Origin of the sequence: Gemmatimonas sp., from assembly GCF_036405635.1 — a bacterium.
Classification (GTDB): domain Bacteria; phylum Gemmatimonadota; class Gemmatimonadetes; order Gemmatimonadales; family Gemmatimonadaceae; genus Gemmatimonas.
On the sequence record NZ_DASWXE010000244.1, the window covers coordinates 14595 to 41151 of the forward strand.

The 26557-nt window shown below is 64.8% G+C and carries 22 protein-coding genes, 1 other RNA gene and 1 pseudogene; 8 read left to right on the plus strand and 16 right to left on the minus strand.

Annotated features, from left to right (window positions below):
- Positions 1-64 precede the first annotated feature (64 nt).
- Positions 65-1054: a BON domain-containing protein gene (locus VGE27_RS19325; protein WP_331051316.1), complete on the minus strand. Its 990-nt coding sequence runs from the start codon at positions 1052-1054 to the stop codon at positions 65-67.
- 213 nt (positions 1055-1267) lie between these two features.
- Between VGE27_RS19325 and VGE27_RS19330 the strand changes: the two genes are divergently transcribed.
- Complete coding sequence (locus tag VGE27_RS19330) at positions 1268-1672, plus strand: hypothetical protein (protein ID WP_331051317.1); 405 nt, start codon at positions 1268-1270, stop codon at positions 1670-1672.
- Between the two features lie 4 nt (positions 1673-1676).
- On the opposite strand, the gene VGE27_RS19335 is transcribed toward VGE27_RS19330, so the two are convergent.
- From VGE27_RS19335 to VGE27_RS19345, 3 genes are all read right to left on the minus strand, one after another.
- Complete coding sequence (locus tag VGE27_RS19335; RefSeq protein WP_331051318.1) at positions 1677-3200, minus strand: sigma-54 dependent transcriptional regulator; 1524 nt, start codon at positions 3198-3200, stop codon at positions 1677-1679.
- Positions 3201-3485: 285 nt separating this feature from the next.
- A complete protein-coding gene (locus VGE27_RS19340; protein ID WP_331051319.1) occupies positions 3486-4115 on the minus strand; it encodes a TIGR00730 family Rossman fold protein in 630 nt (209 codons plus the stop codon).
- A complete protein-coding gene (locus VGE27_RS19345) occupies positions 4112-5560 on the minus strand; it encodes a DUF2156 domain-containing protein (protein WP_331051320.1) in 1449 nt (482 codons plus the stop codon). The genes VGE27_RS19340 and VGE27_RS19345 overlap by 4 nt, the downstream gene beginning before the upstream one ends.
- On the opposite strand from VGE27_RS19345, the gene upp reads away from it, so the two are divergent.
- Positions 5526-6173 carry a uracil phosphoribosyltransferase gene (gene upp / locus VGE27_RS19350; RefSeq protein WP_331051321.1) on the plus strand — a complete coding sequence of 216 codons (648 nt, stop codon included), beginning with the start codon at positions 5526-5528 and terminating at the stop codon, positions 6171-6173. The two genes, VGE27_RS19345 and upp, sit on opposite strands and share 35 nt — an antisense overlap.
- A gap of 25 nt (positions 6174-6198) precedes the next feature.
- On the opposite strand, the gene VGE27_RS19355 is transcribed toward upp, so the two are convergent.
- Positions 6199-6852 carry a DUF2225 domain-containing protein gene (locus VGE27_RS19355; protein WP_331051322.1) on the minus strand — a complete coding sequence of 218 codons (654 nt, stop codon included), beginning with the start codon at positions 6850-6852 and terminating at the stop codon, positions 6199-6201.
- Between the two features lie 217 nt (positions 6853-7069).
- Here VGE27_RS19355 and VGE27_RS19360 point away from each other — a divergent pair, with 217 nt between their 5' ends.
- A complete protein-coding gene (locus tag VGE27_RS19360) occupies positions 7070-8026 on the plus strand; it encodes a hypothetical protein (RefSeq protein ID WP_331051323.1) in 957 nt (318 codons plus the stop codon).
- A 74-nt stretch (positions 8027-8100) separates the two neighbouring features.
- Here VGE27_RS19360 and mnmE read toward each other — a convergent pair whose 3' ends face one another.
- From mnmE to rpmH, 5 genes and pseudogenes are all read right to left on the minus strand, one after another.
- Entirely contained in the window at positions 8101-9480 is a 1380-nt protein-coding gene (gene mnmE / locus VGE27_RS19365; RefSeq protein WP_331051324.1) for a tRNA uridine-5-carboxymethylaminomethyl(34) synthesis GTPase MnmE, read from the minus strand.
- Positions 9481-9486: 6 nt separating this feature from the next.
- The gene (gene yidC / locus VGE27_RS19370) at positions 9487-11202 is read right to left on the minus strand and encodes a membrane protein insertase YidC (protein WP_331051325.1); all 1716 of its coding nucleotides are present in this window, start codon (positions 11200-11202) and stop codon (positions 9487-9489) included.
- Between the two features lie 21 nt (positions 11203-11223).
- The gene (gene yidD, locus VGE27_RS19375; protein WP_331051326.1) at positions 11224-11478 is read right to left on the minus strand and encodes a membrane protein insertion efficiency factor YidD; all 255 of its coding nucleotides are present in this window, start codon (positions 11476-11478) and stop codon (positions 11224-11226) included.
- Positions 11475-11852, minus strand: a pseudogene (gene rnpA / locus VGE27_RS19380) (ribonuclease P protein component); the annotation flags it as partial. The pseudogene rnpA and the gene yidD, both read right to left, overlap by 4 nt.
- 22 nt (positions 11853-11874) lie before the next feature.
- Positions 11875-12039 (minus strand): 50S ribosomal protein L34, encoded by a 165-nt coding sequence (gene rpmH, locus VGE27_RS19385; protein ID WP_331051327.1) that lies wholly within the window; start codon positions 12037-12039, stop codon positions 11875-11877.
- 345 nt (positions 12040-12384) lie between these two features.
- Here rpmH and dnaA point away from each other — a divergent pair, with 345 nt between their 5' ends.
- Positions 12385-13803: a chromosomal replication initiator protein DnaA gene (gene dnaA, locus VGE27_RS19390; RefSeq protein WP_331051328.1), complete on the plus strand. Its 1419-nt coding sequence runs from the start codon at positions 12385-12387 to the stop codon at positions 13801-13803.
- A gap of 233 nt (positions 13804-14036) precedes the next feature.
- Positions 14037-15149: a DNA polymerase III subunit beta gene (gene dnaN / locus VGE27_RS19395; protein ID WP_331051329.1), complete on the plus strand. Its 1113-nt coding sequence runs from the start codon at positions 14037-14039 to the stop codon at positions 15147-15149.
- A 75-nt stretch (positions 15150-15224) separates the two neighbouring features.
- On the opposite strand, the gene VGE27_RS19400 is transcribed toward dnaN, so the two are convergent.
- Positions 15225-16262: a hypothetical protein gene (locus VGE27_RS19400; RefSeq protein ID WP_331051330.1), complete on the minus strand. Its 1038-nt coding sequence runs from the start codon at positions 16260-16262 to the stop codon at positions 15225-15227.
- A 26-nt stretch (positions 16263-16288) separates the two neighbouring features.
- An RNA gene (gene rnpB, locus VGE27_RS19405) (RNase P RNA component class A) lies at positions 16289-16706 on the minus strand.
- A 165-nt stretch (positions 16707-16871) separates the two neighbouring features.
- Here rnpB and VGE27_RS19410 point away from each other — a divergent pair.
- Entirely contained in the window at positions 16872-17783 is a 912-nt protein-coding gene (locus VGE27_RS19410; protein WP_331051331.1) for a helix-turn-helix domain-containing protein, read from the plus strand.
- Positions 17784-17804: 21 nt separating this feature from the next.
- On the opposite strand, the gene VGE27_RS19415 is transcribed toward VGE27_RS19410, so the two are convergent.
- From VGE27_RS19415 to VGE27_RS19430, 4 genes are all read right to left on the minus strand, one after another.
- Positions 17805-18365, minus strand: coding sequence for a DUF421 domain-containing protein (locus tag VGE27_RS19415; RefSeq protein WP_331051332.1), 561 nt, complete (start codon positions 18363-18365; stop codon positions 17805-17807).
- A 129-nt stretch (positions 18366-18494) separates the two neighbouring features.
- Positions 18495-20141: a methyl-accepting chemotaxis protein gene (locus VGE27_RS19420; RefSeq protein WP_331051333.1), complete on the minus strand. Its 1647-nt coding sequence runs from the start codon at positions 20139-20141 to the stop codon at positions 18495-18497.
- 104 nt (positions 20142-20245) lie between these two features.
- Positions 20246-20833, minus strand: coding sequence for an orotate phosphoribosyltransferase (pyrE, locus tag VGE27_RS19425; RefSeq protein ID WP_331051334.1), 588 nt, complete (start codon positions 20831-20833; stop codon positions 20246-20248).
- 69 nt (positions 20834-20902) lie between these two features.
- Positions 20903-21883 (minus strand): serine/threonine-protein kinase, encoded by a 981-nt coding sequence (locus VGE27_RS19430; protein ID WP_331051335.1) that lies wholly within the window; start codon positions 21881-21883, stop codon positions 20903-20905.
- Between the two features lie 107 nt (positions 21884-21990).
- Here VGE27_RS19430 and VGE27_RS19435 point away from each other — a divergent pair, with 107 nt between their 5' ends.
- Positions 21991-23430, plus strand: coding sequence for a GWxTD domain-containing protein (locus tag VGE27_RS19435; protein ID WP_331051336.1), 1440 nt, complete (start codon positions 21991-21993; stop codon positions 23428-23430).
- A 26-nt stretch (positions 23431-23456) separates the two neighbouring features.
- Positions 23457-26447, plus strand: a complete 2991-nt coding sequence (polA, locus tag VGE27_RS19440) for a DNA polymerase I (protein WP_331051337.1) — start codon at positions 23457-23459, stop codon at positions 26445-26447.
- The last annotated feature ends 110 nt before the right edge of the window (positions 26448-26557 follow it).

The following is a 26557-nucleotide window of genomic DNA, read 5'->3' on the forward strand; positions in this document are numbered from 1 at the left end:
CCACGCGGCCCGTTCCGGCTCTCGCACTACTCCGATCAGCGACTGGCCAATCGGTTCCTGCCTATCAGCTCGTCATACCGGTGCGCTGCTTGGCCTGCTTGGAATCGTCCGACTGCTGCTTACGATCGGCCGACCCATTGGCGCCATCTGCGCGCTGCAACCGAATCTGGTTCTGCACTTCGCGCACGCCGGCCACATTCTCAGCGATGTCTTCCGCCATCCGCTTCATGCGGCGGTCGGATGTCGTGCCGGACAGCGTAACTTCTCCGCTCTGCACCTTCACTTCGATCTCGCTCGCATCGATTGCCGAGTGGCGTTCGAGCTGCTCGTTGAGTTCTTCCTGGATGCGTTCGTCGGAGCGCTTCCAACCCTTCGGGCCACGACCGCTGAAGTTCGACTGTGAGTCGAAGCCGTCCCCCCGCTGCGCATAGCGTGAGTCGCTGCGGCCGCGCTCCATGTCCTGGATGAACTCGGACCCGTAGTACGGCGCGTCGGTGCGGTGGTCGTTCTCCTGCTGGCGGGCGCTGTATCCGTTGCGGCCCCGGTCGGCATTGGCGCCGCCGTTGTAGCCGCCACCGCCGTAGTTGTCACTGCGGGTATCGCCGTAGCCGTTGGAGCGGTCCGCATACTGACCGTTGTACGGACCATTCTGACCACGGTTGTAGCCGTTCGTGGGCGCTACGGTGCGTCCACCCTGGTAGCGGTCCTGATCCTGACCGTATCCATCGGCCTGGTTGCTCACGCCGTTGCGATAGCGCGACGGGCCGCGATCGTACGGCTCCCATTCCGCGTTGCCGCGGCTGCGATACGTCTCGCCGCGATCACGAGATGAGGGACGATCATTGTACATGCCCTCATCCATTGATTGGCGTGAAGAATAAGGCGAGTTCCAGTCATCCGGACCCTGCTGCCAGTGGCGGTCGTCACGCATGCGCGCCTCTTCGGCGCCATACCACGCATCGCGCTCCCGACCCTGCTGGTAGCGCTGGTTGTTATAGTCTTCACCGCGATACTGCTCGCGATTCGGATATCGGGTATGCTGTTCACGAGCCATGTCTTCGCTCCGGCATTAAGTGTTGATCTGCGTCGATCAGTCGACCTTCGCCGACTCTTTCAATGGCAATCCGCGTGCCGTTCCTGGAATGCACTGTCACTTCGTGTGGTTTCCAGCACGGTGCCAAACACATCACTGCGCTGCGTCACGGCGGGGCACCAATTCTGTGCGCATTCTCCCGTTTGGTGTGATTCCTCCGACGCAGGAGAGCCCATGACGATGCGATGTGACGACCTTGCCACTGCGGGAACTTTTCTGGTGCACAGCCCGGTGCGCTGGGATGCAGCCTGGGAGCGGCCCCAGGAGATTTTCTCGCGTCTCGCCCGCACCTGCGACGTGCTCTATGTGGAGACGCCGCTCTTTCTCGATGACGTGGCGCGGCCGGCGCTCGACCGCAGCGAACCGGTGCCCGGCGTGCTACGCCTGGTCCCGCGCCTTCCGGCGATGTACGCGGCGCTCGAGCATGCGACGCAGGTGATCGTGCAGGCGCTGCTGAATGATCTGCTGGGCGCGTTCGCGGAACGCACCATCGTGTGTGCACACTGGAGTGGCGACGACGACCGCATGCTCCCCAACGACATCGGGGTGCCTGGCGGTTTCTGCCACGCACCCCGATAGGGAGCTAGTTCGAGCTGGGTCCGGCTCGCATGTGCCTTCGCGTGAGGAGCTTTTGCAGGCTTTGTCGGTGCAGCCCGATGGCGCGCGCCGTCTGAGCGATGTTGCCGTCGTGCTGCGACAGCGCGGTGGCGAGGTAGGAGCGATCGAATTCATCGAGGGCCAGTTCGCGCGCTTCCACAAAGGTCAGATCCTCACGCAGTTCCACACCAGACACTTGCCGGTGCGGCAGGTGCGCGCTCGTCGTGCTGCCCGAATGGGGTGCGGCGTCGATGAGACTGGACGGCAGGTCGTTCAGCGTGATCGCGTCGCCATCACAGAGGATCAGCGCGCCTTCGATGCAATTGCGCAATTCACGGATGTTGCCGGGCCACGCATAGGCTGCCAACGCCGCATGAGCGGTCCTGTCCGGCATGCGCGGCACCAGCCCGTGACGCTCGGCGAAGTGCCGCACGAAGTGTTCCGTGAGCAACCCAATGTCGGAGGAACGCTCCCGCAGGGCCGGTAACGTCAGCCCGATGACCTGCAAACGGTACAGCAGGTCTTCGCGAAATTCTCCGAGCGAGACCATCTGGGGCAGATCGCGGTGCGTGGCTGCAATGATGCGCACATCCACAGACGTGGTCTTGGTACCACCCACGCGCATCACTTCGCGGTTCTCGAGGGCGCGCAGCACCTTGGCCTGCGCGAGCGGCCCGAGGTCGCCGATTTCGTCGAGGAATAACGTGCCGCCATCTGCGGCCTCGAACAGTCCAGCCCGATCACGCATCGCGCCGGTGAAGGCGCCACGCGTATGACCGAAGAGCTCCGATTCGATGAGTTCCGACGGCAACGCCGAGCAGTTCAGTGCAATGAACGGACGGTCGCGGCGCGGGCTTTCCTGGTGCAGTGCCTGGGCGACGAGCTCCTTGCCCGTGCCACTTTCCCCGGTGATGAGCACCGAGGCGTCGGTAGGACCAACGCGACGGATTTTACGGAACACCTCTTCCATGCTGGCTGCCCCGGCCAGCATGCCGTGAAACACCATGGGCGCGCCCATCGTGCGCGCCGGTTGTTCCGGCTCCTCCACAGCCTGCATGAGACGGCGAAGGTCACCCGTATCCACCGGCAACTTCAGCCTGCCGATCGGACCATGCGGTAGTGCAGGAAGGTGGTCGTTGCGATGCGGGGGCGCATCGAACCAGGCAATGGGTAGTGAACTCTTCGATCCACGTATGGCGCGCAGCATCTCCACTCCATCGTCGGTGACCAACCGCTGGTCGCAGATGACGAGGTCGATCTTGGCTGGCTCGATCATGCGACCCAACCCTCCCGGGTTCTCGGCGTGCAGCACTTCGCGATGGATCGCCTCGAGCCCGGCGCGCAATGCCTCGCGCGCTTCCTCACAGGGGGTGACCACCAGCACCCGCACTACGGCACGTCGTTCGGCCGCCGCTACGGACAGCCGCGATGATTGCACAGCACCCGGTCCATCTTCGCCCGGCATTCTCTGATGCCACGGACGCGATGCACCGACATTGATCTCGAGCATATGGCCTCGTCTGCAGCCGCGGTGTCGCGTATGAGCGCCACTTCAAGGCTGCGGTAAGCGTCTTCGCCTCTGAGGAACACATGCAATGTCGAGCAGGCACCACACGTTTTCTGTGATTTTCAGCCAGATCTCATTGATCACGTCTGAATTGCATGTGCATTGCATGTGCAGAACTGTCGCTGCGCCCACATTTCTGCACATTGCCAACATCTGTATCACATAATGATCAGGCTGTCCGCGAACTGGCGTCGATCACGTTGTGATCGTAGACCGGTCGCCCACCAATCATGTTTCGCCGAGCCGCAGCCACCGACGCACGACCGGCGCATCGAACGTGGAGAGCGCCTGGAGAAGCTGCACCGGGTCCTCGCTCACCTGCAGCCACCGCCGGGGCGTCCCGCGCAGGAAACCTTCCTGTTCGATCCGGTCGAACAATTGCTGCAGTGGTGACCAGAAGCCTTCCACGTCCAGCAGACCGATTGGTTTCCGGTGCACACCCAGTTGTGCCCACGTCCACGTCTCGAAAAACTCCTCGAGTGTGCCGATGCCACCCGGCAGTACCATGAACGCGTCCGCCATTTCCGCCATCATCGCCTTGCGCTCGTGCATCGAGTCGACGATATGCAGCGCGGTGAGGCCTGTGTGTGCCACCTCGCGCTGCACCAGTCCGTGCGGCATGACACCGATCACTTCGCCGCCGGCGGCCATCGCCGCATCGGCCACCGCGCCCATCAATCCCGTGCGGCCACCGCCGTACACCACCGCCAGGCCACGCGTCGCGAGCAGTGTACCCACCCGTCGTGCGGCCTCGACATATGCGGGCCGCGCCCCGTCGTTGGACGCGCAGTAGATGCCGATGCGCCGCAGCGGGGTGGGAATCGTCACGGTGGTGGCGGACTCTGGAGTGTTGTTCATGCCGGGAAGCTAGCAGCGCCCGAGGCCAACGTCCGCAGCCGGCGCCATGCCCCCCACAGCACGGGAGCGGTGAGCGCGGGTGCCATGCACGCCACCGCGATGATTGCCGCAGCAAGCCATCCCGTTCGACGTGGCCAGTTCCAGAGTCCCGCCTGCGCCAGGGTGAGCACGGCGTCACACGACACCGCGGCCGCCAGCCACCATCCCAGTTGTGCCGCCCGCGCGCGGGCCGGTTGCCCACGTTGCGTCGCCTGCAATCGCAAGCGACGGAGTCCGAACACCAGCAGCACATCGAACAGCACCCACGCAGCATGGACGGTACGCGAGGGAAACCACGGTGATGTGGGCGCCAGCGACAGCAACACGGTCCAGGGCACCAGCAGCCACTCCAACAGGTGCAGCAGGGACGCCGGCCCACGCGCGATCGTACGCACACCGAACCACCACAGCGGTCCGTCGGCAAACGCGCGTAATCCGTCGTGTAGCGCTCGCCATCGCGACCCGTCGCGCGGCCACGCGAGGTAGATCGACTCCCACGCGGCCGGGCGTAGCTTGCGCTTGAACGCAGCCAATCCATCGAAGTTGAACAGGGGCCGCGATGCACGGCGGATGTGCGCCAGCCACGGCGCGATGGAACCATGTAGCGGTGCCAGTCCCAGCGTCGCCCACGTCACGCCCTCGGTGCCCATGACGCGCATGGCCTGATCCACCAGCAGTTCCGCTGTGCCGTTCGGCGCATCAGGGTCGCGCAGCAAGTGTTCCAGCAACCAGCCTCCGCGCGCCGGAACCGGCGCCATCGACAGCACGCCAACAAGCTCGCGGCCGCGCAACGCCACAAACGTGCGCCGCCATGCTGCACCCGCGTCCAGATCCACATCCACGAGAAAACGCATCGGCGGCATACTGCGCGTGGCATGCCATCGGCGAATGAGGGTGTCGAACGCGGCACGCCATGTGGGCTTGATGGCGGTGGACGCATCCAGCATCTGAACGGACACACCTTTGGCCCGTGCCCGCCGCAATTGCTCGCGCAATGAACGATGCCCGCGCACATGCGCGTCCCACGCCTGCGGATTCCACACCGGCTGCTCGCCGATCAGCCAGCGATCGAGCTGCTGCGAATGCAGCAGCCGCCCCTCGGTCGCGAAGAAGGCCACCCGCGTTCCCTGCGCGCGCATCTGCGCCAGAAACAACTCTGCCACCTCGACCAGCTGCGCCGGCGCAGCAACAGGCTCACCCGCCGTGACGACGCCACCGGGCACCGTGGCATACGCGACGTACGAGGCCGGCGCCGGGAACTCGACACGCATGCCACGCAGCATCGCACTGAACGCCGTGGACGTACGCCCCTCCGCGGACAGAATCGCAGAGATGGCGAGGACGGCGTCGGACGGGCTACCTTGCCCCACTATGTCTTCACCGCTCGACTTTCCCACGCTGAGCATCGTAGACCACCCGCTGGTGCGTCACAAGCTCACGTTGCTCCGCGACCGCGCCACGCCCACCAAGCAGTTCAAGGAACTGGTGGACGAAATCGCGATGCTCATGGCCTACGAAGCCACGCGCGACCTCGCGCTCGAGCCCAGCAGCGTCGACACACCGCTCGAAACCACCAGCGGTTGGACGGTGCGAGGGAAGAAGCTCACGCTCGTCCCCATTCTTCGGGCCGGATTGGGTATGGTCGAAGGCATCCTGCGCCTGATCCCCTCCGCGCGCGTCGGACACATCGGGCTGTATCGCGATCACGATACGCTCGAGCCCGTCGACTACTACTTCAAGGTGCCGGGCGATGTGAGTGAGCGGGATTTCCTGCTCCTCGATCCGATGCTCGCCACCGGTGGCAGCGCGTCGGCGGCCGTGTCATCGCTCAAGCGGGCGGGGGCCTCACGCATCCGCTTCCTGTGCCTCGTCGCAGCGCCCGAAGGCGTACGTCGGTTGGCGACCGATCATCCTGACGTATCCGTGCTGACCGCGTCGCTCGACCGCGAGCTCAATGAGCTCGGCTATATCCTGCCCGGGCTGGGCGACGCGGGCGACCGACTCTTCGGCACGCGCTAACGCAACCGACTCACCGCGGGGTGGATCAGTCGAACCACTCCCGCGGTTCGACCATCTGCTGGTGCGCCGTCATCATCACCCAACTCTGCTCCACCGGGTCGACGATCTCGGCCACCACGCGCTCGAACCATTCGTTCGCGAGGCGCTCGTCACCGATGCGCCGCCACAGCTCGCCGACCAGATACGTGATCACGGCGCGTTCTTCGGACGGGATATTGTCGAAATCGGCCAGCGCGTCCATGAAACGCCACGCGGCCTTCCGACGGAAGTAACGCTCGGCTTCGGTGTCTTTTTCGTCCACACAGCACCACGCGGCACGCAGGTACAGATCCGCCAGGTAGCGCGGCTCGTATCCCTGCCACTCGGCCACTTTGGCCGCGTGCTCGTACTTCAGGGATCCTGACGGGGCCTCCTCATGCACCGTCGGCGCCAGACCATCCCACACCTGCTCGCGCAGGATGTCGGTGAGGGCCACATCTTCGTCGAAGTCACGGGTCACGCCCGCATAGCCACACTGCGTGCAAAGGTGCACGAAGAACGGCAGCGGCTGCGTGCCACTCGCGCGCTCGTGAAAGTCGGTGCGCTTGCCGCCATGTCCGTTGGTCGCCACGACCGTCTGCGAGCTGAAGTCGCTCGCGCAGACGGGACAGGTGAGTTCGATGTGATTGAGCGTCGTCATGGTCGTGGCGGGTCCGGGTTCCTGCTTCGATTGTGAGTGTCGGCAGCACCGGTGGGTGAGTTGAATGCAAGCGCCTCCGTACAAATCCCGGCTTCAGAATCGTGCCTTGTTGCCGACACTTTCGCGGGCTATCTTGCCGCGTCACTTCATGACATGTGTGCGGCGAGTGGTACGCGGTGTTCCACGATCGCGCCGGCTTCCCGACTCCGGGTTGTTGATGTTGATCAATCTCGTTCCCGATTTTCTCGCTGTACTCGACGCCGCGGATCGCCACGCGGCGTATCTCGCGTATTTCGAGCGCCACCGGGCGCTCCTGTCGGCTTACTGGGACAACTACGTCCTCGAGCCCACTGGCCCCCACTTCGAAGAAGTGGTGCGCGCCACCGTGGCCGCCGATCGCAGCGATCTCCACGCGCTGCTCGCCAACACCGACATCGTCGCGCTGGCCCGCAGCACCGAGGAGAGAGTCCGCACCCTGCTCGACGTCGATGTCAGCTACGACATCGTGCTCATGGTGGGTGTGGGCGCTGCCAACGCGGGCGAATTGGTGGTGAACGGCCGCGGTGTCGCGTTTGTGTGCCTCGAGCACTTCACCGGTGTCGCCAATCCCGACACACAGGGGCTTGGTCTCGATCCCGAGCTGATCCCGCTCTGGCTGGCGCATGAAATCGCCCACGTCGTGCGCTACACGTCGCCGAGCAGCCGCAGCATGATGCGCGATCTCGTGCTGGATGCGGGTGGGTACTACTCGTACTGGGAAACCGGGCGCCAGGCGCCGCTGCGCGAGCTGCTGGTCAATGAAGGTCTGGCTGTGCAGGTCTCGCGCGCCGTGAGCCCGGGTCATGCGACCTGGGAGTATTTCGGCTTCGCGCGTCGGCAGTATGCGCGCACACGCGAGATCGAGCCCGTGCTGCAGCGCGCCGCCACGCGTGATTTCGACCGCGCCGCGCTGGGTCTTCGCCTGCGCTACCTGTCGGGCGGCATGAGCGACGAAGCCCGCACGGTCGATCGCGTCATTCTTCCCGAGCGCGCCGGCTATTTCCTGGGCGCGCGCATGGTGGAGTCGGCAATCACGGCGCGTGGCTACTCGTGGTCGGTGCGCGCGAGCGCTGAAGAGCTGGCGGCGGCTGCCGAACCGGTGATGGAACGCCCGCGACTCACCGTCGTCAGCTGATTCCCCTGGGCGCACGATTTTTCGTGCGCTGCATCACTGTTTGTGCCTCGTCATGCAGGCGCGCGATCGCGGTTCTATTTCCCGATACAGAAGTCGCGGAAGACCCGGTCGAGCACATCGTCTGTATCGATGGTGCCGATCAAATCGCTCAACGCTTCGCGCGCGGTGAACAGGTGCACGGCTGCCACGGGCGCCGGAAGCGCACCACGGGTCCAGGCATCGAGAAAGGCACGCACTTCGTCGCGCGCCATCGTGAGACCCGCACGATGACGCTCACGGGTGATCACGACATCGCCCGACGCAGGCGACACGGCGGACGATCCCAGCGCCACATCGATGGCCTGCAGCAGCGACACGAGACCTTCACCCGATTCGGCGCTCACCCGATGAACATTTACGCCGGTCGTTTCTGATCTCACCAAGTCCCATTTGGTGTGCACGGCGATCACGGGGGCGGTGGTGTAGGGCGCCAGCGCTGCGGCGGTTTGCGTGACGCTATCCGTATCGTCACCACAGGCGAGCACCACCTGCGCCTCGCTGAGATAGCGGCGACTCACTTCGATCCCCAGCTGTTCGATCGGATCGGTGGTGTCGCGCAACCCGGCGGTGTCCACCAGGCGCAGCGGCCATGGCGTGCGATCGAGTAGTGCCTCGATGGCGTCGCGTGTGGTGCCGGCAATGGGTGTGACGATCGCGCGTGACTGTCCGAGCAGGGCATTGAACAGTGAGGACTTGCCCGCATTGGGCGGCCCCGCCAGCACCACCAGTGCACCGTCGCGCACCAATGCGCCGGTGGGCGCCGTACGCAACAGCGCGTCCAGTGAACTCACCAGCGCGTCACCAGCCGCCGTGATGCGTGAAGCCGCGATCGGTCCATCGTCTTCTTCGGGGAAGTCGATGTCGTAGGCAATGAGCGCCTCGAGGTGCACGACCGCTTCACGCAGGGCGAGCAATCGGCGCGACAGTCCCCCGTCGAGCTGGGCGAGCGCCTGCTGCTGCATGGCGGAGGTACGCGCGTCGATGATATCGGCCACGGCCTCGGCCTGCAGCAGGTCGAGGCGTCCATTGAGTACCGCGCGGCGGGTGAACTCACCCGGCAGCGCCGGTCGTGCGCCGGCTGACACACATGCGGCCTGCACGCGCTGCGGCGCCACGGTGCCACCGTGCGTGGTGATCTCCACCGTGAGTTCGCCCGTGTACGAACGTGGCGGCGCGAACCACGTCACCAGCACTTCATCGAGCGGCTCGCGCGTGGTCGGGTCGTGCAGAATGGCGCGCAGGGCATGTCGGGGCTCGGGCTGACCCTCGTCATACGCACCGAGGGCGCGAGCGATATCCACCGCCCGCGCCCCCGAGAGTCGTACCAGCGCCACCGCGCCACGTCCGGGCGGCGTGGCGAGGGCGACGATGGTGTCATCGCCGCCTGCCATCACCGCGGCCGGAGCATCCGGCATGCGCGCCTATCCCCGCACGAGCGGCGCAGCCTTGCTGCGCTCGCGCGAGATGAGCCACTGCTGCGGCAGCGACGCGAGGTTCTGGATGAAGTAGTAGAGGTTGAGACCCGACGCCATGTTGATGAAGAAGATCAGCATCATGCCCGGCATCAGGTACATCATCATCTTCTGCTGCTCGTTGGCCTTGATGCCCCGCATGCCCAGCCACGACAGCACGAGTGCCGTGATCGCCACCAGCACTGGGATGATGTAGTACGGGTCCTTCACGGAAATGTCGGGGAACCACAGGAACGACACGCCGCGGAACTCGATGGTGTTCTGGAAGACGAAGAACAACGCGAAGAACACCGGCAGCGGGATCAGCATCGGCAGACAGCCGGACAGGGAGCTGAACGGGCTCATGCCGTGCTCCTTGTACACCTGCATCATCGCCGCCTGCAGCTTCTGCGGGTCACCCTTGTGGCGCGCCTGAATGGCCTGCAGTTCCGGCTGGATGCGCTGCATCTGCATGGAGCTGCGCATGGCGCGCTGGTTGAGCGGCCACAGAATGATGCGCACCGCCACGCCGAAGATCACGAGAATCCAGCCGTAGGAGACACCGAGCGTCTTCTTCATCCACAGGAGGAGCGTGATGACCATCGTGGCGAACGGCTGCACGATGCCCTGAATCCAGCCGCCGTACGGGTTCGACGTTTCGAACTCGCGGCCCATCGCGACAAGTCGCTTGAACTCCTGCGGACCGACATACGCTTCGAACGCCGCATTGCCGGCCTTGAGCGGCATGACCAGCGTGGCTTCACCACGCGTGGCGGCCTTCGCGACGCGCGGACCGCCGGTGAAGTCGGCTTCGAGGAATGGCGTGCCACCCTTCGGTACGAGCACGCCGAACATGAAGTACTTGTTCTTGGCCACGGCCCAGCTGATGGGGCCGGGTTCGATGCGGCGTTCGCCCGGATCGAGTGAGCGGAACGTCACGCCTTCGGCGCTCTTGAGCTCGGGCTTGTAGGCGTATGCGAGATGATTCTGATCTTCGACGGTGTCGGCTTCCGAGCTGCGGAAGCCACGCGGCAGGTCGACGAGCAGGAAGCTGTTCTCCGGCACACCGGTGACGGCGGCCGCGATGTTGACGCGGTAGCTGTCGGGCTGGAACGAATAGCTGATGGCGACCTGGCGCGCGGCGCCGGCCACTGCGGCGAGCTCGGTTTCGTAGCGCACCGTGCTCACACCATTGGCCGCGCTTTCGGTGGTGCGGAACACCTGCTTGTCGAGCGCGATGGTGTCACCGGGCACGACCAGACGGAAGCTCAGCAGGCGATCGCCAGCGGCGGCCAGCTCGACGACGCCTTCCTTGGTGCGTCCCCGATTGGACAGCTCCTGGTAGCGCGTCATCGTGGCGCCGACGAGCGCCGCGCCCTGATTCGTGGTGCGGTAGTCGGCCACCGCCGTCTTCACGAGCGTGGAGTCGATCAGCACCGGAGCGGACGCTGCGGCGGCGAGCGAATCACCGACCGCACCAGCCACGGGGGCACTCGCGGAAGCGCCGGCGGTCGTGGGGGTGGTGCTGCCAACGCGCGCGGCGGCGGCAGCCACCGAGTCACGCAGCGTGTCTGCGGCGACGGCCGTGCTTCCGGGTGCCGGCTTGGCCGTCGGGAAGATGTACGGCGTCAGAATCAGGACCGCGGCCATCAGAACGACGGCGAGGGCGATGCGGCGTGGTTCCATGAGAAATAAAGGGGGAGGTGCTCAGGGCACCGGATCAAAGCCGCCGGGGCGGAACGGATGACAGCGTGCAATGCGACGCGCGGCCAGCCACCCACCCCGGAGCGCGCCATGTTTCTCCAACGCTTCGATGGCGTACGCTGAGCAGGAAGGATAATACCGGCACGCCCCCCCGAAGATGGGCGAGAGCGTGATCTGGTATCCGCGTACGAGCAGCACCAGCAGCGTGCGCGGCCATGTACGGAGATCCATACGCCGCGCGCTCATGCCGGTGGTCATGGGATGGTGTGCGGAGGCGTGACGTGGGGAGGCACCACATGAGGTGGCACGACGTGCAGGCGCGCGAGGCGCGCGGCGAGTTGCTGCACTTCCTCACGCAGCGCCTCGAACGGGCGGTGGTATGCGGAGGGCACGACGCGAAACACCACGTCACAGGCAGGAGCAGTCGGCAGCACATGCAGCCGTACGAGCTCGCGCAAACGCCGTTTCAGTTGGTTGCGTGCCACCGCGGAGTGTTTGTACCGCGGCACCACCAACCCCACACGGGGAAATACAAGAAGGGAAGCAGTGGTGCGCGCCTCGATGGACGCGCTGCGCACTCGCTTCCCTTCCAGTCGAACCCGTTCGAGCTCCGGCCCGCGCGTCAGTCGTTGCGCGCGCGGGAAGGTGCGGGAATCAGGCGCCCGCGTACTTCGACGGGAGCTTAACGGTCAACAGCTTGCGCCCCTTCTTGCGGCGGCGAGCGAGAACTTCGCGACCCCACTTCGTCTCCATGCGCGCACGGAAGCCGTGCTTGCGGATACGACGCGTGTTGCGCGGACGATAGGTGGGCTTGCCCATGACAAACTCTGACGAAAACGGATTGGCGTGGTGACAGAAATAGCCTCCCAACTTACCCCTGCCGGTAGCGCCCGGTCAAGGGGTGGGGCTGGCCAAATGTATCTCTGACAACGAGTTGACCATCAACCCCTCCACTTGCTTGCGAACACGTATCGGGCAGAGGGGCGAACGATTAGACATGTCCTGCCGAAGCCGAGCCTGATTGACTTATCCACACCGGCCCGGGTACCTTCGCCCCCCCTTGGTCGGCATCCACGTCGTGCCCGCACTCTGCGCGCAGGCACCGTCCCGACCTCGGCGGTTTCCCGGTCTGCACCGCGTCCTCTCTCGCTGCCCCTCGCTGCCATGTCGCTTTCGCCTGCGGAAATCTGGGATCGCCTGCGCCAGCGCGCGCGCCAGGTGCTCCCCGAGCAGGCCTATCGCGCCTGGCTCGAGCCCACCGAAGCGATCGGACTCGAGAACGACACCCTGCTGGTCGGCGCGTCGGACCAGTTCACGGCCGACTGGAACGAGTCCAAGCACGCCGACCTGCTCGCCACGTTTGCCCCGGTCGCCCTGGGGCATCCCATCAAGGTGCGCTTCAAAGTCCACCAGGAACGCCTCGGGCGGGTCCAGATGGACATGTTCGTCGCCCCGCCTCCGGTGGTCGCGAGCGTAGCACCAGTGGTGCAGCAACCGCGCATCTCAACGCCACTCAACCCCAGATACACGTTCGACCAGTTTGTCATCGGCAAGTCGAACGATGTCGCCGCCGCCGCCGCCCAAGCGGCCGCCCAGGCCCCGGGCAAGGTCTACAACCCGCTCTTCATCTACGGCGAAACCGGACTCGGCAAAACGCACCTCATGCAGGGCATCGCCCATGAGCTGCTCCGCCGCACGCCCAACCTCCGCCTCGCCTACGTCGGCACCGAGCAGTTCACCAACGAGTTCATCGGCGCCATCCAGGCCGGCGCGATGGGCGACTTCCGCCGCCGGTTCCGCGAAATCGACCTCCTCCTCGTCGACGACGTCCAGTTCCTCAAAGGCAAGGAATCGACGCAGGAAGAGTTCTTCCACACGTTCAACGCGATCTACGAAGCCGGCCGCCAGATCGTCCTGACCTCCGATCGGCCGCCCAAGGAGATCCCGGGACTCGAATCCCGCCTGGTCTCCCGCTTCGAATGGGGCATGGTCGCCAACATCGACTCGCCCGACCTCGAACACCGCATTGCCATCCTCAAGAAGAAGGCGAGCCTCGACCACCTCGAGCTCACCATCCCCGATGAGGTCATCGAGTTCATCGCCCAGCACGTGAAATCATCCGTGCGCGAACTCGAGGGGTCGATCATCAAGCTGCTGGCCTACGCCTCACTCAAGCACCGCGACATCTCGGTCGACCTGGCCCGTGAGGCGCTGCGCGACAAGCTGCGCGCCGGCGGCACGTCGGATTTCCCGGATGTCCCGCCTACCACCATTACGGTGGCCACCATCCAGCAGGTCGTGGCCCGTGAATGGGGCGTGACACCCGACGGCCTGCGCTCCAAGACGCGTACCAAGCAGCTCACCGTGCCGCGGCAGATCGCCATGTACCTCTGCCGAGAACTGCTGGCACTCCAGCTGGTGGAAATCGGCAATGCTTTCGGGGGTCGGGATCACTCCACGGTGATCCACTCGCTCGATCGCGTGGCGGAAGACATGAACGCCGAACCGACGTTTACCGAGCGTGTGCTCAAGGTTCGGGGCATGTTGGAAAGTCTGCGGACAACTGGACAATTGGGTTCCTGAGTCCCCAGCCATCCACATCCGCCCACAGAATCAGCACCAGGTGATGTGCACAGGCGGGGACAGGACCGGACTCCCAACAGGGAGTTCACATTACCGATCATGGCGAAAGCTGTTCTGGATGCGTAGCTTGCAGCGTTTGTAGACATGCCCACATCCTCTGCTACTACGACTGTTTTTATCTCTAAGTCTGTTTTTTAACAACAGGCTTCAGCAGTCCTTCCACAAACCCGCGCATGAAGTTCACGATCTCGCGTGAGAAGCTGCAGGAAGGCCTTCAGGCCGTGACTGCTGCCGTGCCGGCCAAGACCACCTTGCCGGTGCTGGCCAACCTGCTGGTCGAAACGACCGACCGGGGCATTCGCTTCTCAGCGACCGACCTCGATATCGCGGTCAGTACCGAAGTCAGCGCCGATGTCGAAGCGCCGGGCGCCATCACCATCCCGGCCAAGAAACTCGGCGAGATCGCGCGCGAGCTGCCCCCGTCACCCGTGAAGATCTCGGCCAGCGGTGAGCAGCGCGTCACGCTCGAATGCGGCCGTTCCAAGTTCAAGCTGCTCGGATTGCCACGCGACGAATTCCCGACATTCCCCAGCGTGCGATTCAACGACTCGTGGCGCGTGAAGTCGGGCGAGCTGCAGAAGCTCATCTCGCACACCGCGTTCGCCGTCAGCACCGAGGAGTCCCGTCCGATCCTCAACGGCGTGCTGTGGGAGCTTCGTGAGGAGCGCATGCGCATGGTGGCGACCAACGGCCACCGACTGGCCAAGATGGAATTGCCGGTAGAGGCCAGCAGTGCCCCGCCAGGCGATTTGATTGTGCCGCCCAAGGCCCTGGAGCAGATCCGCCGTCTTTTCCCGGCAGAAGAGGAGCTGGAGATTGCACGCGGCGACAACCACCTCGGCTTCCGTTCGCCGTTCACGTCGGTGTTCACCCGTCTCGTCGAAGGGCCGTATCCCAACTACGAGCAGGTCATCCCGAAGGACAACGATCGCTACGCCCTGGCTGACAAGGCGGCACTCACCAGCGCCCTCAAGCGCATGAGCGTCATTGCGTCCGACCAGACGCACCGCATCAAGATGTCGTTCAATACCGGCATGCTGAAGTTCAGCGTGACCACGCCCGACCTCGGCGAAGCCAGCGACGAGCTGCCGGTGAACTACACGGGTGACCAGCTCGATATCGGCTTCAATGCCACGTATCTGCTGGAGATCCTGCGCTTCATGCCCACCGAACAGGTGCGTCTCACGTTCAAGGCGCCGGAACGCGCGGCGACCATCGAGCCCGAAGGCTGGGATGATCCGGCCAAGTATCTCTGCCTCGTGATGCCACTGCGCCTGATGGATTGATGGCGGCTTGAGCGCGCGTTGCTGTTCGCTATGGTGCGCGCAGCCACAGCACCCAGCATCATCGAACGGGTCGTCCTAGCGGGCGACCCGTTCTGCTTTCAGCTCCATCCGCTGCACAATCTGCTGCGCCCGCGGCGCACCCGACGGCGTGCGTTCACTCACCTGCAGCGTGAGCGTGCTGGTGCCTTCGAGTTTCTCGAGCACCCCGGTGGACCGCAGGACCTCGGCGCGCTGTGTACCGCTCGATACACCGGTGAGCTCCAGGCCACGAAACGCCGACCCGCCTTTGCCTTCCATCGTGCCGGACATCGTGCGGATGATGACTGCGCGTTGGTCGTCGAGCCGTTCCAGTTGGTGCTGCGTGGTGGTGTAGACGGTGATCGGTATGCCCGTTCGGCATACGAGTGACACGGTACTGTCGCGCCAGCGATCTCCCACAGCGACGCCTTCCGGGATGCGGATCAACACGTCCTTGGCCAGAGCAACGGCACCGAGTTCCGGGCGATCACACTCGTTGGCCAGCAGCGGCCGCGTCACGACACGCGCCACGCTGCTGTCAAATACCGCATCGAGGAGAAGCAGCGCTGGTCGGGTCGTGGCAGGCGGGGTGGCGCGATTGGGTGTTGCAGCTGTCGCGCCGGTGCGCGCATCGCGGCGTTGTCCCTGCGTTTCCAGTGCATCGAGCGTCGAACGCACGGTGAACGAATCCACCTGACCGGTCGCACGCAAAGCGCCAGTCGCTGAACGGTCCATCGTCCAGGAGACAATGGCGCGGGACTCGATGCGCTGCTCGCCACGTATTTCGCCGCGGGGATCCGTGCGAACCTCCGTCGACGGGCGCGCATCACTGGGCCGGAGGTCGGTGGCCGTCATACGGGCGACCGTACTCACCTGCCAGTTGCTGGCAATGCGCGCTGGCAAGGTCAGACGCGCCGTCGTCACCCGAACGGCAGGAGGCGCATCCGGTGTCGGTGTGGGCGTCGAAGCAGGCGTAACAACAGGTCCGCCACCGCAGGCACTCAGCAACAGCACGAACACCGCCATCGACGAAGACGCGATGGCCGAACGGTGATTGGCGACGTGCGCGGGAAGGAGGCGGGGCACTGGATGCATGAACGATGCAAAACTATGCAGAACACGGATGTCACCGGCCTATAAGCCGGGTTCTGTCGGTACACCGAGGTGCACCGGATGGTCATTCCTCTCGGCGTGTCGTCACCAACACGCTCCAGCAGCCTACCCGCGGCTCGATGTCTTGCGACATCCTGTCGAGACGGGCCGTCTCTCACCGCCTATTTGGCCTTGCTCCGACCGGGGTTTACCGAGCCACATCCGTTGCCGGATGCGCGGTGGGCTCTTACCCCACCCTTTCACCCTTACCGCCTTCTTGCGAAGACGGCGGTTTGCTTTCTGTTGCACTGTCCGTCGCGCAGCGCTCACGCAATGCGCGCCCAGGCGTTACCTGGCGATCTGCCCTATGGAGCCCGGACTTTCCTCGGAACACGGGCGTAGCCATGAAGGCCCGTTCCCCTGTTTCGCGACCATCCGGCCGGTGACATCCGTGTACGCAATATATCGCAGTGCTGCTGCAGTGCTGCTGTGGTACACGTCAACGCGAGGGAATGACGAATGACTGACGAACCACTCTAGCGTCGCCGCTGTTCCTGCCACGCCCCGCGTGACCACTCTGTCGTCATACATCCGTCAGACATCGAGGGAGCCATGAGCAGCCTCGGCGGTCCGTCATCCAAAGCCGTTCTCACCTTCCTCACACCCGCGGAACGATCACGCGTCGACGCGGCCGGGCAGGGATGTTATACGACGATGCACCGCGAAGACCTCGAGCAGGTGCTCGTCGACCTGCGCTCACGACCGGTGTCCGCCATCATTGTCTCAGTGGCGCGCTACCAGCAGCAGCATGCCTCGCACATGGCCAGACTGGTGCGCGAGTTTCCACGGGTGCCTGCGGTGGCGCTGCTGACAGCGAACGAAGCCCGCACCACGCAGGCCCTGCTTTCACTCGGTCATCAGGGCGTGCGCACTTTGGTCGACGCGCGCGATCCCGCCGGATGGCGCGATCTTCGGCAGTTCGTCGCCCGAGAGATTCCGGGCAGTATCGAGTCCATCGCCATGCAGCGCATGCGTCGGGAGCTCGAACCCATGCGACCCGCATGCCTGGCGTTTTTCGACGCGCTGTTCACGGTGCCCACCACACTCACCACCGTGCGCGAACTCGCCCGATTGCTCGGTGTCATGCCCACGACGTTCATGAGCCGCTTCTTTCGTCATGGACTGCCCGCGCCAAAGAAATATCTCGCCTTGGCGCGTCTCGTGCGCGCTGCGGCGCTGATGGAAAATCCGGGTTATTCCATCACGCAGGTTGCGCTGCTGCTCGAATACTCATCGCCACAGAGTTTCTCACGCCACGTGCAAGGCATGCTCGATTGCGGCGCCGCCACGTTTCGCCGACGATACTCCGGCGAATCGATGCTGCAGGAGATGTGTGAGCGGGTGGTGATTCCCTATCGGGACGCACTGCGCACCTTCGACCCCATCGACGCGCCACCCTCCTGGCTCACGCGGCAGCAGGAATCCTCGGTGGATACCAAGGTCCCACTGCCGCAAGCCGGATGATTCACAACGCGATGGCCGCCATCAGGCGCGCGCCATGTTCTCCACGATGCGCGACCGCTGCATGTGCTCCACATCGGAGTTCAACAGGGCGCTGATACGGCCGTCGGCGTCGAGATACGCCTGTCGCACATCGCGCAGATGTTCGATGCCCAGTTCACGAAGCTGCGCCTGTATTTCTGCGCGCGAGAGCATCACCCGCCGCAGATTCTGGCGCAGCAAACGACCATCACGGATGAGCATCAGCGGACCGCCGTTGAGCAACGAGCGAAGTCGCGGCGATTGGACCGACAGTGCCTCGAGCCCGTATTCCCACAGGTACACCACAGCCACCATCACCACACCTTCGGTGATGGAACGGAAATCCGAAGCCACCGAATTGCGCGCTGCTTCAGCGATCAGCACGATGGCCAGAAAGTCAGCGCCAGTCAGCGCACCCTTCTGCCGTCGCATGAGCCGCAAGACGAGCAATACCGCCAGATACATGCCGGTGGCGCGAAGAAACAGCTCAAACGGGCTCACCGTAGGCGTGAACATCGTTTGCCAATCCAAGGCTGCAGCAGCCAGCAAGGCCGTCGTGATCATGAGCACTCTCGCAGTGTGAGGTGAGACACGCGAGTTTTCATCGTGCAACTGCCGCACCGTCAGCAAGAAAAAAGCTTCATACGACACAGCGTGATGAAACGCACGCCGGTCGGACTGCGGTTCAAACAGTCAGGCGGCGTGCCGTCGAGCGACGGCGCGCAGACGCGCTGTCGCATCAGCGAGTTGCTGGGCACTGCGCGAGAGGGCGTCATTGCCCACGCGTTGGGCTGCTGAGGCATCCACGGCAGACCGCGCATTGGCCGCAGCGCGCTGCGCGGAACCATCCAGCGACTCGAATGCGGAAGCGGCCCCGGCACTGAGTCGTGCCTGCGTGTGGGCCAAGGTCGACACTTCGTCGCTCTGGCGCGCAATGCGTGTGATGCCGTCCACCATCGAGGCCAATGCGCGTGTGGCATCACGGGCAATGGAGCCGGCACCCTCTACTTCCTGTGCCGTGGTATCCATCGCAGTGACCGCCACGGCGATGTCGCCACGCACCCGCTGTACGGTGCTGGCCACCCGCTTGGCAGCCTGTGCACTCTCCACCGCGAGTGCCCGGATCTCATCAGCGACGACCGCAAATCCGAGCCCGTCCTCACCAGCCCGGGATGCTTCGATGGCGGCGTTGAGCGCCAGCAGGTTGGTCTGTCGTGCGATGCGCGAGACGGTGTCCACAAAGTCTCCGACCTGCTCCGATGCCGGGGCCAGCGCGCGCACCTGCCTGGCCGCATCACCCACCTCGCGGCCGACATCGAGCAGCGCCTGAGCGGCCCGCTCGATGGCTTCGCGACTCGTCGCCGCGGCGTCATCGAGTGCATGGGCATCACTGGCCGTTGCCTCGGCGGTGCGCCTGGTGGCTTCAGCCGTCTGCCTGGCATCCTGACCGGTTCGCACACCAGACGCGGCACGCTCACGCTGCTGACGCAGTTCGTCGCTCAGGGCTTCAGAACCCGTCGCCACCTCCTGCGAGCGTCGGTGCAGCACGTCGGACGTACTCGAGACCTCCGTTACGATGGACGCCAACTCCTCGGCCTCACGCTGCACGGTCTCGATCAGCAGCGCGAGTTCATCGAGCATCCGATTGAACGAGTGTTCGAGAAAGCCCAACTCGTCGGCATGACGAGCGTCGGCGCGCGCAGTGAGATCACCGCGCTCCACCTGGGCCATACGCTCGCGGGTACGCCGGATGCGCCGGATGATGCGGGACGGCATGGGAATGACCTGCTGGGCCACCACCATCAACAGCACGGCCGCGAGCACGACCTGCGGCCACGGCGCCGCATCGGCCGGTCGGGCCTGGGCAAACCCAGCGCTGGCGGCCAAGAACCCAGCCACCGATGCCCCGGTCGCGACATAGCCGACCATGGGCCCACGATCGAACGAATACGGCACAATGGCGAGCACGTAGGCCAACACGAACACCGGTTGGCCGAACATATAGACAACCGCACTCACGAGGAGAGTGTCAAACACTGCAAAAACATACTTGAGCCACCAACGGTACAGTTTGTACGATCTTCCGGCGCTTGCCAGCAGCCAGTTGAGTACAATCGCACCGCAGAACATCGTCAGGACGGCTGTCAGCGATTCGTGCGCCAGGCCGAGTCGGAGGCCGGTGAGCAGGATGCCAGCGACGACAATGATGCTCCAGAAGCGCCGGCGGGCAGCCACGGCGAACGTGGCCATGTCTTTGGCGCGCTCCTCATCGAACAGCGAACGGCTGTGCACGCCCGCGCCCTCGTGCTCTTCCTGAGGAAAGGCCGAGGAGCCGGGCATCGGCGAGAAGGAGCCGAACGGGTCGTTGGGGATATGCGATGGCATATCCCCACAGACGCGCGAACGGGGTGTGTGGTCTCGCGAAACTCCGGGAGACCAGTGGCTCAGGCCGGCAGTGCGGGCAGGAGCGGCAGGATTTGGCTGGCGGTGGCGAGCGCGCGCACGGTCAGGCCGGCGTTCTGCAGAGCCTCGCGGCCGCCTTCTTCACGGTCGACCAGGGCGAGCACCCCGAGCACGTTGCCGCCGGCGGCGCGGATCGCGTCCACGGCCTTGAGGGCGGAGCCGCCGGTGGTGATCACGTCTTCGACGACGACGACCTGGTCACCGGAGCGGAACGGGCCTTCGATGAGCTTTCCGGTGCCGTGCTGCTTGGCTTCCTTGCGCACGGTGAAGGCGCGCACGAGCTCGCCATTGCCATTCTCCTTGGCCAGCGCGCTGGCATGGGCGATGGCGTAGGCGATGGGGTCGGCGCCCAGGGTAAGACCACCGACCGAGTCGACGGTCCAGCCTGATTCGCGCAGGTTGGCGAGTCCGGCCCGTCCGATGAGCAGCTGTCCTTCGGGGCTCATGGCCGTGAGGCGGCAGTCGATGTACAGCGAGGAGCGGCGGCCGGAGGCCAGCACAAAATCGCCCCGCTTGGCCGAGCGATCGGCGAGCAGGGCGACGAGTTGCGACAGCGTAGAATCAGTCACGAGATACTGAGCGGGTTCGGGAGCATCGACCGTGTGCGGGGATGGTGCACACGGTGTTGGCCTCGGCCATTACCCGCGGCGGAACAGCCCTCGCACCTTGCCGAGCAGTCCGGACTTTTCGTCGCTGGGCTCGGGGGTCGGAGCGGAAGTCGGAATCGCAGCGGGGGTCGCCTGACGTGGGGACTGGGCGACCGGTGCCGACGGGTTGAGCGCGGCCTGGGTGAACGCATCGGCAAACGCCTTCACCGATGGATACCGATCCGCGGGCTGCTTGGACAGCGCCTTCATCACCACCGACTCGATCGCCGCCGGAAAGGTGAGGTTGGGACGCGCCTTGTTCAACGCCACAGGCGGCTGCGTGAGCAGCTGGGAAAACAGCTCGCGCGGGGACTTTCCGGTGTAGGGCAGTGTACCGGACAGCAGGTAGTACGCGATGGTGGCCAGCGAGTATTGGTCGGCGGCCGGACCCACGAGTTCGCCGGAGAGCGCTTCGGGGGCCACGTACATGAGGGTGCCGACGAAGAAGCCGGCGCGAGTCAGGCGCTGGTCAGGTGCAGCGTCGGTGTCGGCAGCGATGCCGAAATCGAGCAGCTTCACCTGCTTGGTGGCCGGATCGTACATCACGTTCTCGGGCTTGAGATCGCGGTGGACGATGTTGACATCGTGTGCGGCCTGTACGGCGCTGCAGATCTGGGACAGGACGCCCGCGACGTCGGGCGCCGGGAGCGGGCCCGCCTTTTCTGCGTACTTGTCGAGGATCTCACCGGAGGCCCACTCGATCGCGAGGTAATAGCGATCGGCGTCGGACTGCCCGTAGTCTAGGGTCCGTACGATGTTGGGGTGTTCCACCCGTGCGCCGAACTGCGCTTCGCGCAGAAAACGCGCGACGGCGGTCTTGTCATGCTGCAGTTTTTCACGCAGCACCTTCAGGGCCACGGTGCCATGCTGTGCATGTTCGGCGCGGAAAACGGTGGAGGTTCCACCCTCACCGACCTTCCCGCGCACCGTGTACCCGGCCAATGTCGTCCCGACTAGCGTCTCGATAGCCACGGGGCGAACGTAACGCCGACCTCTCATAGCAGCAAGTTGAATTTCTGATGACGATACCGGTCTGCAACATGCGCCCAGTGTTTGTTCACTCCACATCACGTCGATCGGTGTTCCGATCGACCTTTGCGCGCGTGGCAACTCCGGCGATGGCGTTGGCGACGCTGCTGGTGGTCAACGCCTGCGCCAAGCCGCGGCCGACCGGTGATCCCGGTGGTGGCGCATCCGGTAACACGCCGGGCGCCCCCGGCGGTGCGCCAGGGTCACCCGGGGGACCTGGTGCCGCTGCAGCCACAACGGGCGACATGCAGAGGCTCTATCGCAACATGGGACTCGTCGCGGGAGCTGCGACGCTGCCATTCGTTGCGTCGGTGTCGTTTCTGCCATCCCCCACTCCGGACAGCACGCTGGTGCTGCTCTCTCTGTCACTGCCGTCACGGGCACTTGGTTTTGGCCGCGAGGGAGAGCGTTACGTCGCGGGCTACACGGCCCGCGTGGAGCTGCGCCGGGGCCCGACCGTGCTGCGCACCATCGAAGCCAACGAAACGGTGCGTGTGCCCACGTTCCGCGAAACGTCGCGCACGGATGAAAGCATCATCTGGCAGCAGTTCGTGCGTCTCGCGCCGGGTCGCTACTCGATGACCGTGGCCATCCGCGACGAAGGCGGCCTGCGCAACGCAGCCGAGGATGTCAATCTTGACGTGCCACCGGTACGCCTCGGGTCACTGGCCTCGCCGATCGCTGTGTACGAAGCCATCCCGCGACAGAGCGCCGATTCGCTGCCGCGTATCATCGCCCGTCCCCGGTCCACCGTGATCTTTGGCCAGGACTCGGTGTTGCCCGTGTACATCGACGCGGTTGGTGCCAATGCCCCGACCCGCGTGGATGTGCGGGTGGTGGGTGAGGGCGATCTGGTCAGCTGGACCAACAGCATCGAGCTGCCCCAGCGCGGCAATGCGCACAGCACCACCATCACCATTCCGGTCACCCGGATGGGCGTGGGGCTGAACACGGTGCAGATGGCGATCCCGGGTACAACGGACACCGTTCGTACCAGGGTGTTGGTCACCCTCGGCGACGACCTGCCCATCGCCACCTTCGACGAAATGCTGGCCTATCTGCGGTACTTCACCACCGCGGAACGACTCAAGCCGCTCCGTGACGCATCGCCAGCCCAGCGGGCCGACGTGTGGACTACGTTTCTGCGCGAAACCGATCCCGTGCCGGCCACGGCTGAACACGAGGGGCTCCGGGATTACTTTGGACGGATTCGCACCGCCAACACGCGCTTCAGAGATGACGCGCAAGTCGGCTGGCAGTCGGATCGCGGTATCGCCTTTGTGGCGCTCGGCGATCCCGACAACATCGTGGACACCGGCCTCATCGACCCGAATGCGCGCGTCCGCCAGCAGATCTGGGAATATCGTGAGCTGCGCGTGCAGCTCCTCTTTGTCGACCAGACGGGCTTCGGCCGCTGGCGGCTCAACGCGCAAGGTCGCGCGGATCTCGACAACGCCATCCGTCGCAAGATGGCTCAGCGCGACCAGTGATCGCGTGATGAATGCGGGTGACATCCATGGCTGATGTCACCCGCCCGACCGCGCCGCGCCTCTTTCTGGTCGACGGCTACGCGCTGATCTATCGCGCGTTTTTTGCCCTGCTGCAGCGACCGCTCTCCACCAGCCGCGGTGAGAACACATCCATCGCGTGGGGCATCGCCAGCTTTCTCAAGCGCCTGCTCAACACGCACCAGCCTGAGTTGCTGGCCTGGGTGCACGATTCCGGCGCCACGTTTCGCGACGAGCTGTATCCCGACTACAAGGCCACGCGCGAAAAGCTGACCGACGATTTGCAGGCCGATTTCGATCAGGGGCTTCAGCGTGTGCTGCAACTGCTCGCGGCCTACGATATTCCGGTGCTCAGCGCGCCGGGCTTCGAGGCCGACGACGTAATCGGCACGATGGCCGCGCGTGGTGTGGAAGCGGGCTACAACGTGGTGATCGTGTCTGGTGACAAGGATTTCCAGCAGCTCGTGCGCCCCGGCGTGTGGCTGCTCAATCCCGGTCGCGGTGGGCCGGCCAGTGTCGACGAAAACTGGGTGGGCGTGGAAAACGGCAGCGATCGCCTCGGCGTGCATCCCGATCGCGTGATCGACTACCTCGCCATCGTCGGCGACACGTCCGACAACGTACCTGGTGTAAAGGGCATCGGTGAGAAGGGGGCGATCGAACTGATCACGCAGTACGGTCCGCTCGAGAACATCCTCGCCAACGTCGACAACATCACCAAGAAGCGTCCGCGCGAGGCGCTGCAGCAGTACGCCGATTCGGCGCGCTTGTCCAAGCAGCTGGTGACCATCCATTGCGACGTGCCCATTGCGTTCGAGGCCGAGAAGCTGACGGTGGGCAAGCCGGATGCCGACGCGTTGCGCGCGCTGTATCTCGATCTCGAGTTCACGTCACTGCTCAAGGATGTGGGTGGTGCCGTGCCGTCGACGCCAGTTGCCGGTGCAGCGGGTGCCGCATCAGGTGCCGCACCAGGTGCTGCCGCAGGCGATGCCTCCGCTGGCACGCCAGTGCCGCCGCCCACGGTACCGGGTCGTCCACCTGCGCCTGCGGTCACCGTCGGTGAGAGCGGCGTGCCCGTGCTGGCCGACGCGCGCTATGTCACGGTCGATACGGAGGAAGCACTCGCGTCATTGCTCGTGCGCGTGCGTGAAGTGCCATACATCGCGATCGATACCGAAACGGTGATCGAACCCGGTGCGCCGTTCGAGGTGGATGCGCTGCGTTCACGCCTGGTGGGTCTTTCGATTGCTGTGGCGCCTGGTGAGGCGTACTACCTGCCGTTCGCGCATCGCCGCGATGATGGTAGTGGTAACCTGGCGCTGCTGGCCGGCGATGTGGGCACGGGCATCGTCGGGCGCCGCATCAATGCGGGCACACCGGAGCCGGTGAACCTGCCGCCGTTCGACAGCGAGGCCTGCGCGCCGCTGCGTGCCATGCTCGAAGATGCGAGCGTGAAGAAGATCGCGCAGAACGCCAAGTACGACCTGCTCGTACTGCGCGGGCATGGTGTGCGCGTGGCCGGTCTCGCGTTCGACACGATGCTGGCCAGTTACGTGCTCGATCCGGGTCGCCGTTCGCATGGTCTCGACCTGCTGGCCCTCGAGCAGTTGGGCCACACCATGACGGCGTACGACACGCTGGTGGGCAAGGGCAAGACACAGCTGCCATTCGACGTTGCACCGGTAGACACCGCTCGTGACTACTCGTGCGAAGACGTCGATGTGACGATGCGCATCCGCGCGAAGCTCGAACCCATGCTGGCCGAACACGCGCTGCTGTCGCTGTTCCAGGAGATCGAAGTCCCGCTGGTGTCGGTCCTGGCCGAGATGGAGTGGGAAGGCATCGCCATCGATCTCGAATGGTTTGCATCGCTCAAGGCCCGCTTTGCCGCCGAGCGTGGGCGCGTCGAACAGTTGATTTATGGCGAGGCGGGCGAGGAGTTCAACATCAACTCCAACCCCAAGCTGCGCGCGATCCTGTTCGACAAGCTGGGTTTGCCGGTAAAGAAGAAGACAGCGACTGGCCCAAGCACCGACGCGAGCGTGTTGCAGGAACTGGCGGAAGAAGGCCACGTGCTGCCGACGCTGCTCATGGAGTATCGGGAGATCTTCAAGCTGGAGGGCACGTACATCGACGCGCTGCCGCGTCTCGTGCACCCGCGCGATCAGCGGTTGCACACGTCGTACAGCCAGACGGTGTCGGCCACGGGCCGTTTGTCGAGCCACGATCCGAACCTGCAAAACATCCCCATTCGCCGTGAACTGGGCCGCGATATCCGTCGTGGTTTCGTGCCACGTGAGGGATGGCGTTTGCTCAGTGCCGACTACTCGCAGATCGAACTGCGTGTGCTGGCGCACCTGTCGGCCGATCCGGCGTTCGTGAGTGCGTTCAAGGCGGGCGGCGACATTCACCGGCAGACGGCGGCGATCATCTTCGGCGTGCCGCTGGAAGACGTGACGAGTGAGATGCGCGCGCGCGCGAAGACGATCAACTTCGCGACGATCTATGGGCAGGGTGCGCACGCACTCTCGCGGCAGCTACGCATCACCAACGCCGAGGCAAAGGCGTTCATCGAGACATACTTCGAGCGCTTTGCGGGCGTGCGGGCGTTTCTCGATGCCTGTGTGGTGGACGCGCGGGCGAAGGGGTACGTGGAGACGCTGTTCAAGCGGCGTCGCTACATCCCCGAGCTCAAGGAGCGCAACTTCAACATCCGCGCATTCGGCGAGCGGGTGGCGCAGAACGCACCTATCCAGGGTTCGGCGGCCGACCTGATCAAGATCGCGATGATCAACGTGCGGCAGGCCATGGCCTCGGGCGGTCTCGCGTCGCGCATGCTGCTCCAGGTGCACGACGAACTGGTGTTCGAGCTGCCGGTGGAGGAGGCTGACGCCCTGTCGGCGCTGGTGAAGCGGGAGATGGAGGGCGCGGCGGTGCTGAACGTGCCGCTGCTGGTCGAGATGGGCCTGGGCACGGACTGGGTGTCGGCCAAGGCCTGAGGTTGCGCGGCAACCGGGCAGCGCGAGTTGCCCGGAATCGCGAAGTCCCCTGTCTTGCACTTTGCAGCAATTTGCGAGACGTGCGAGACCCGGGACGGGCCGTCGGGATG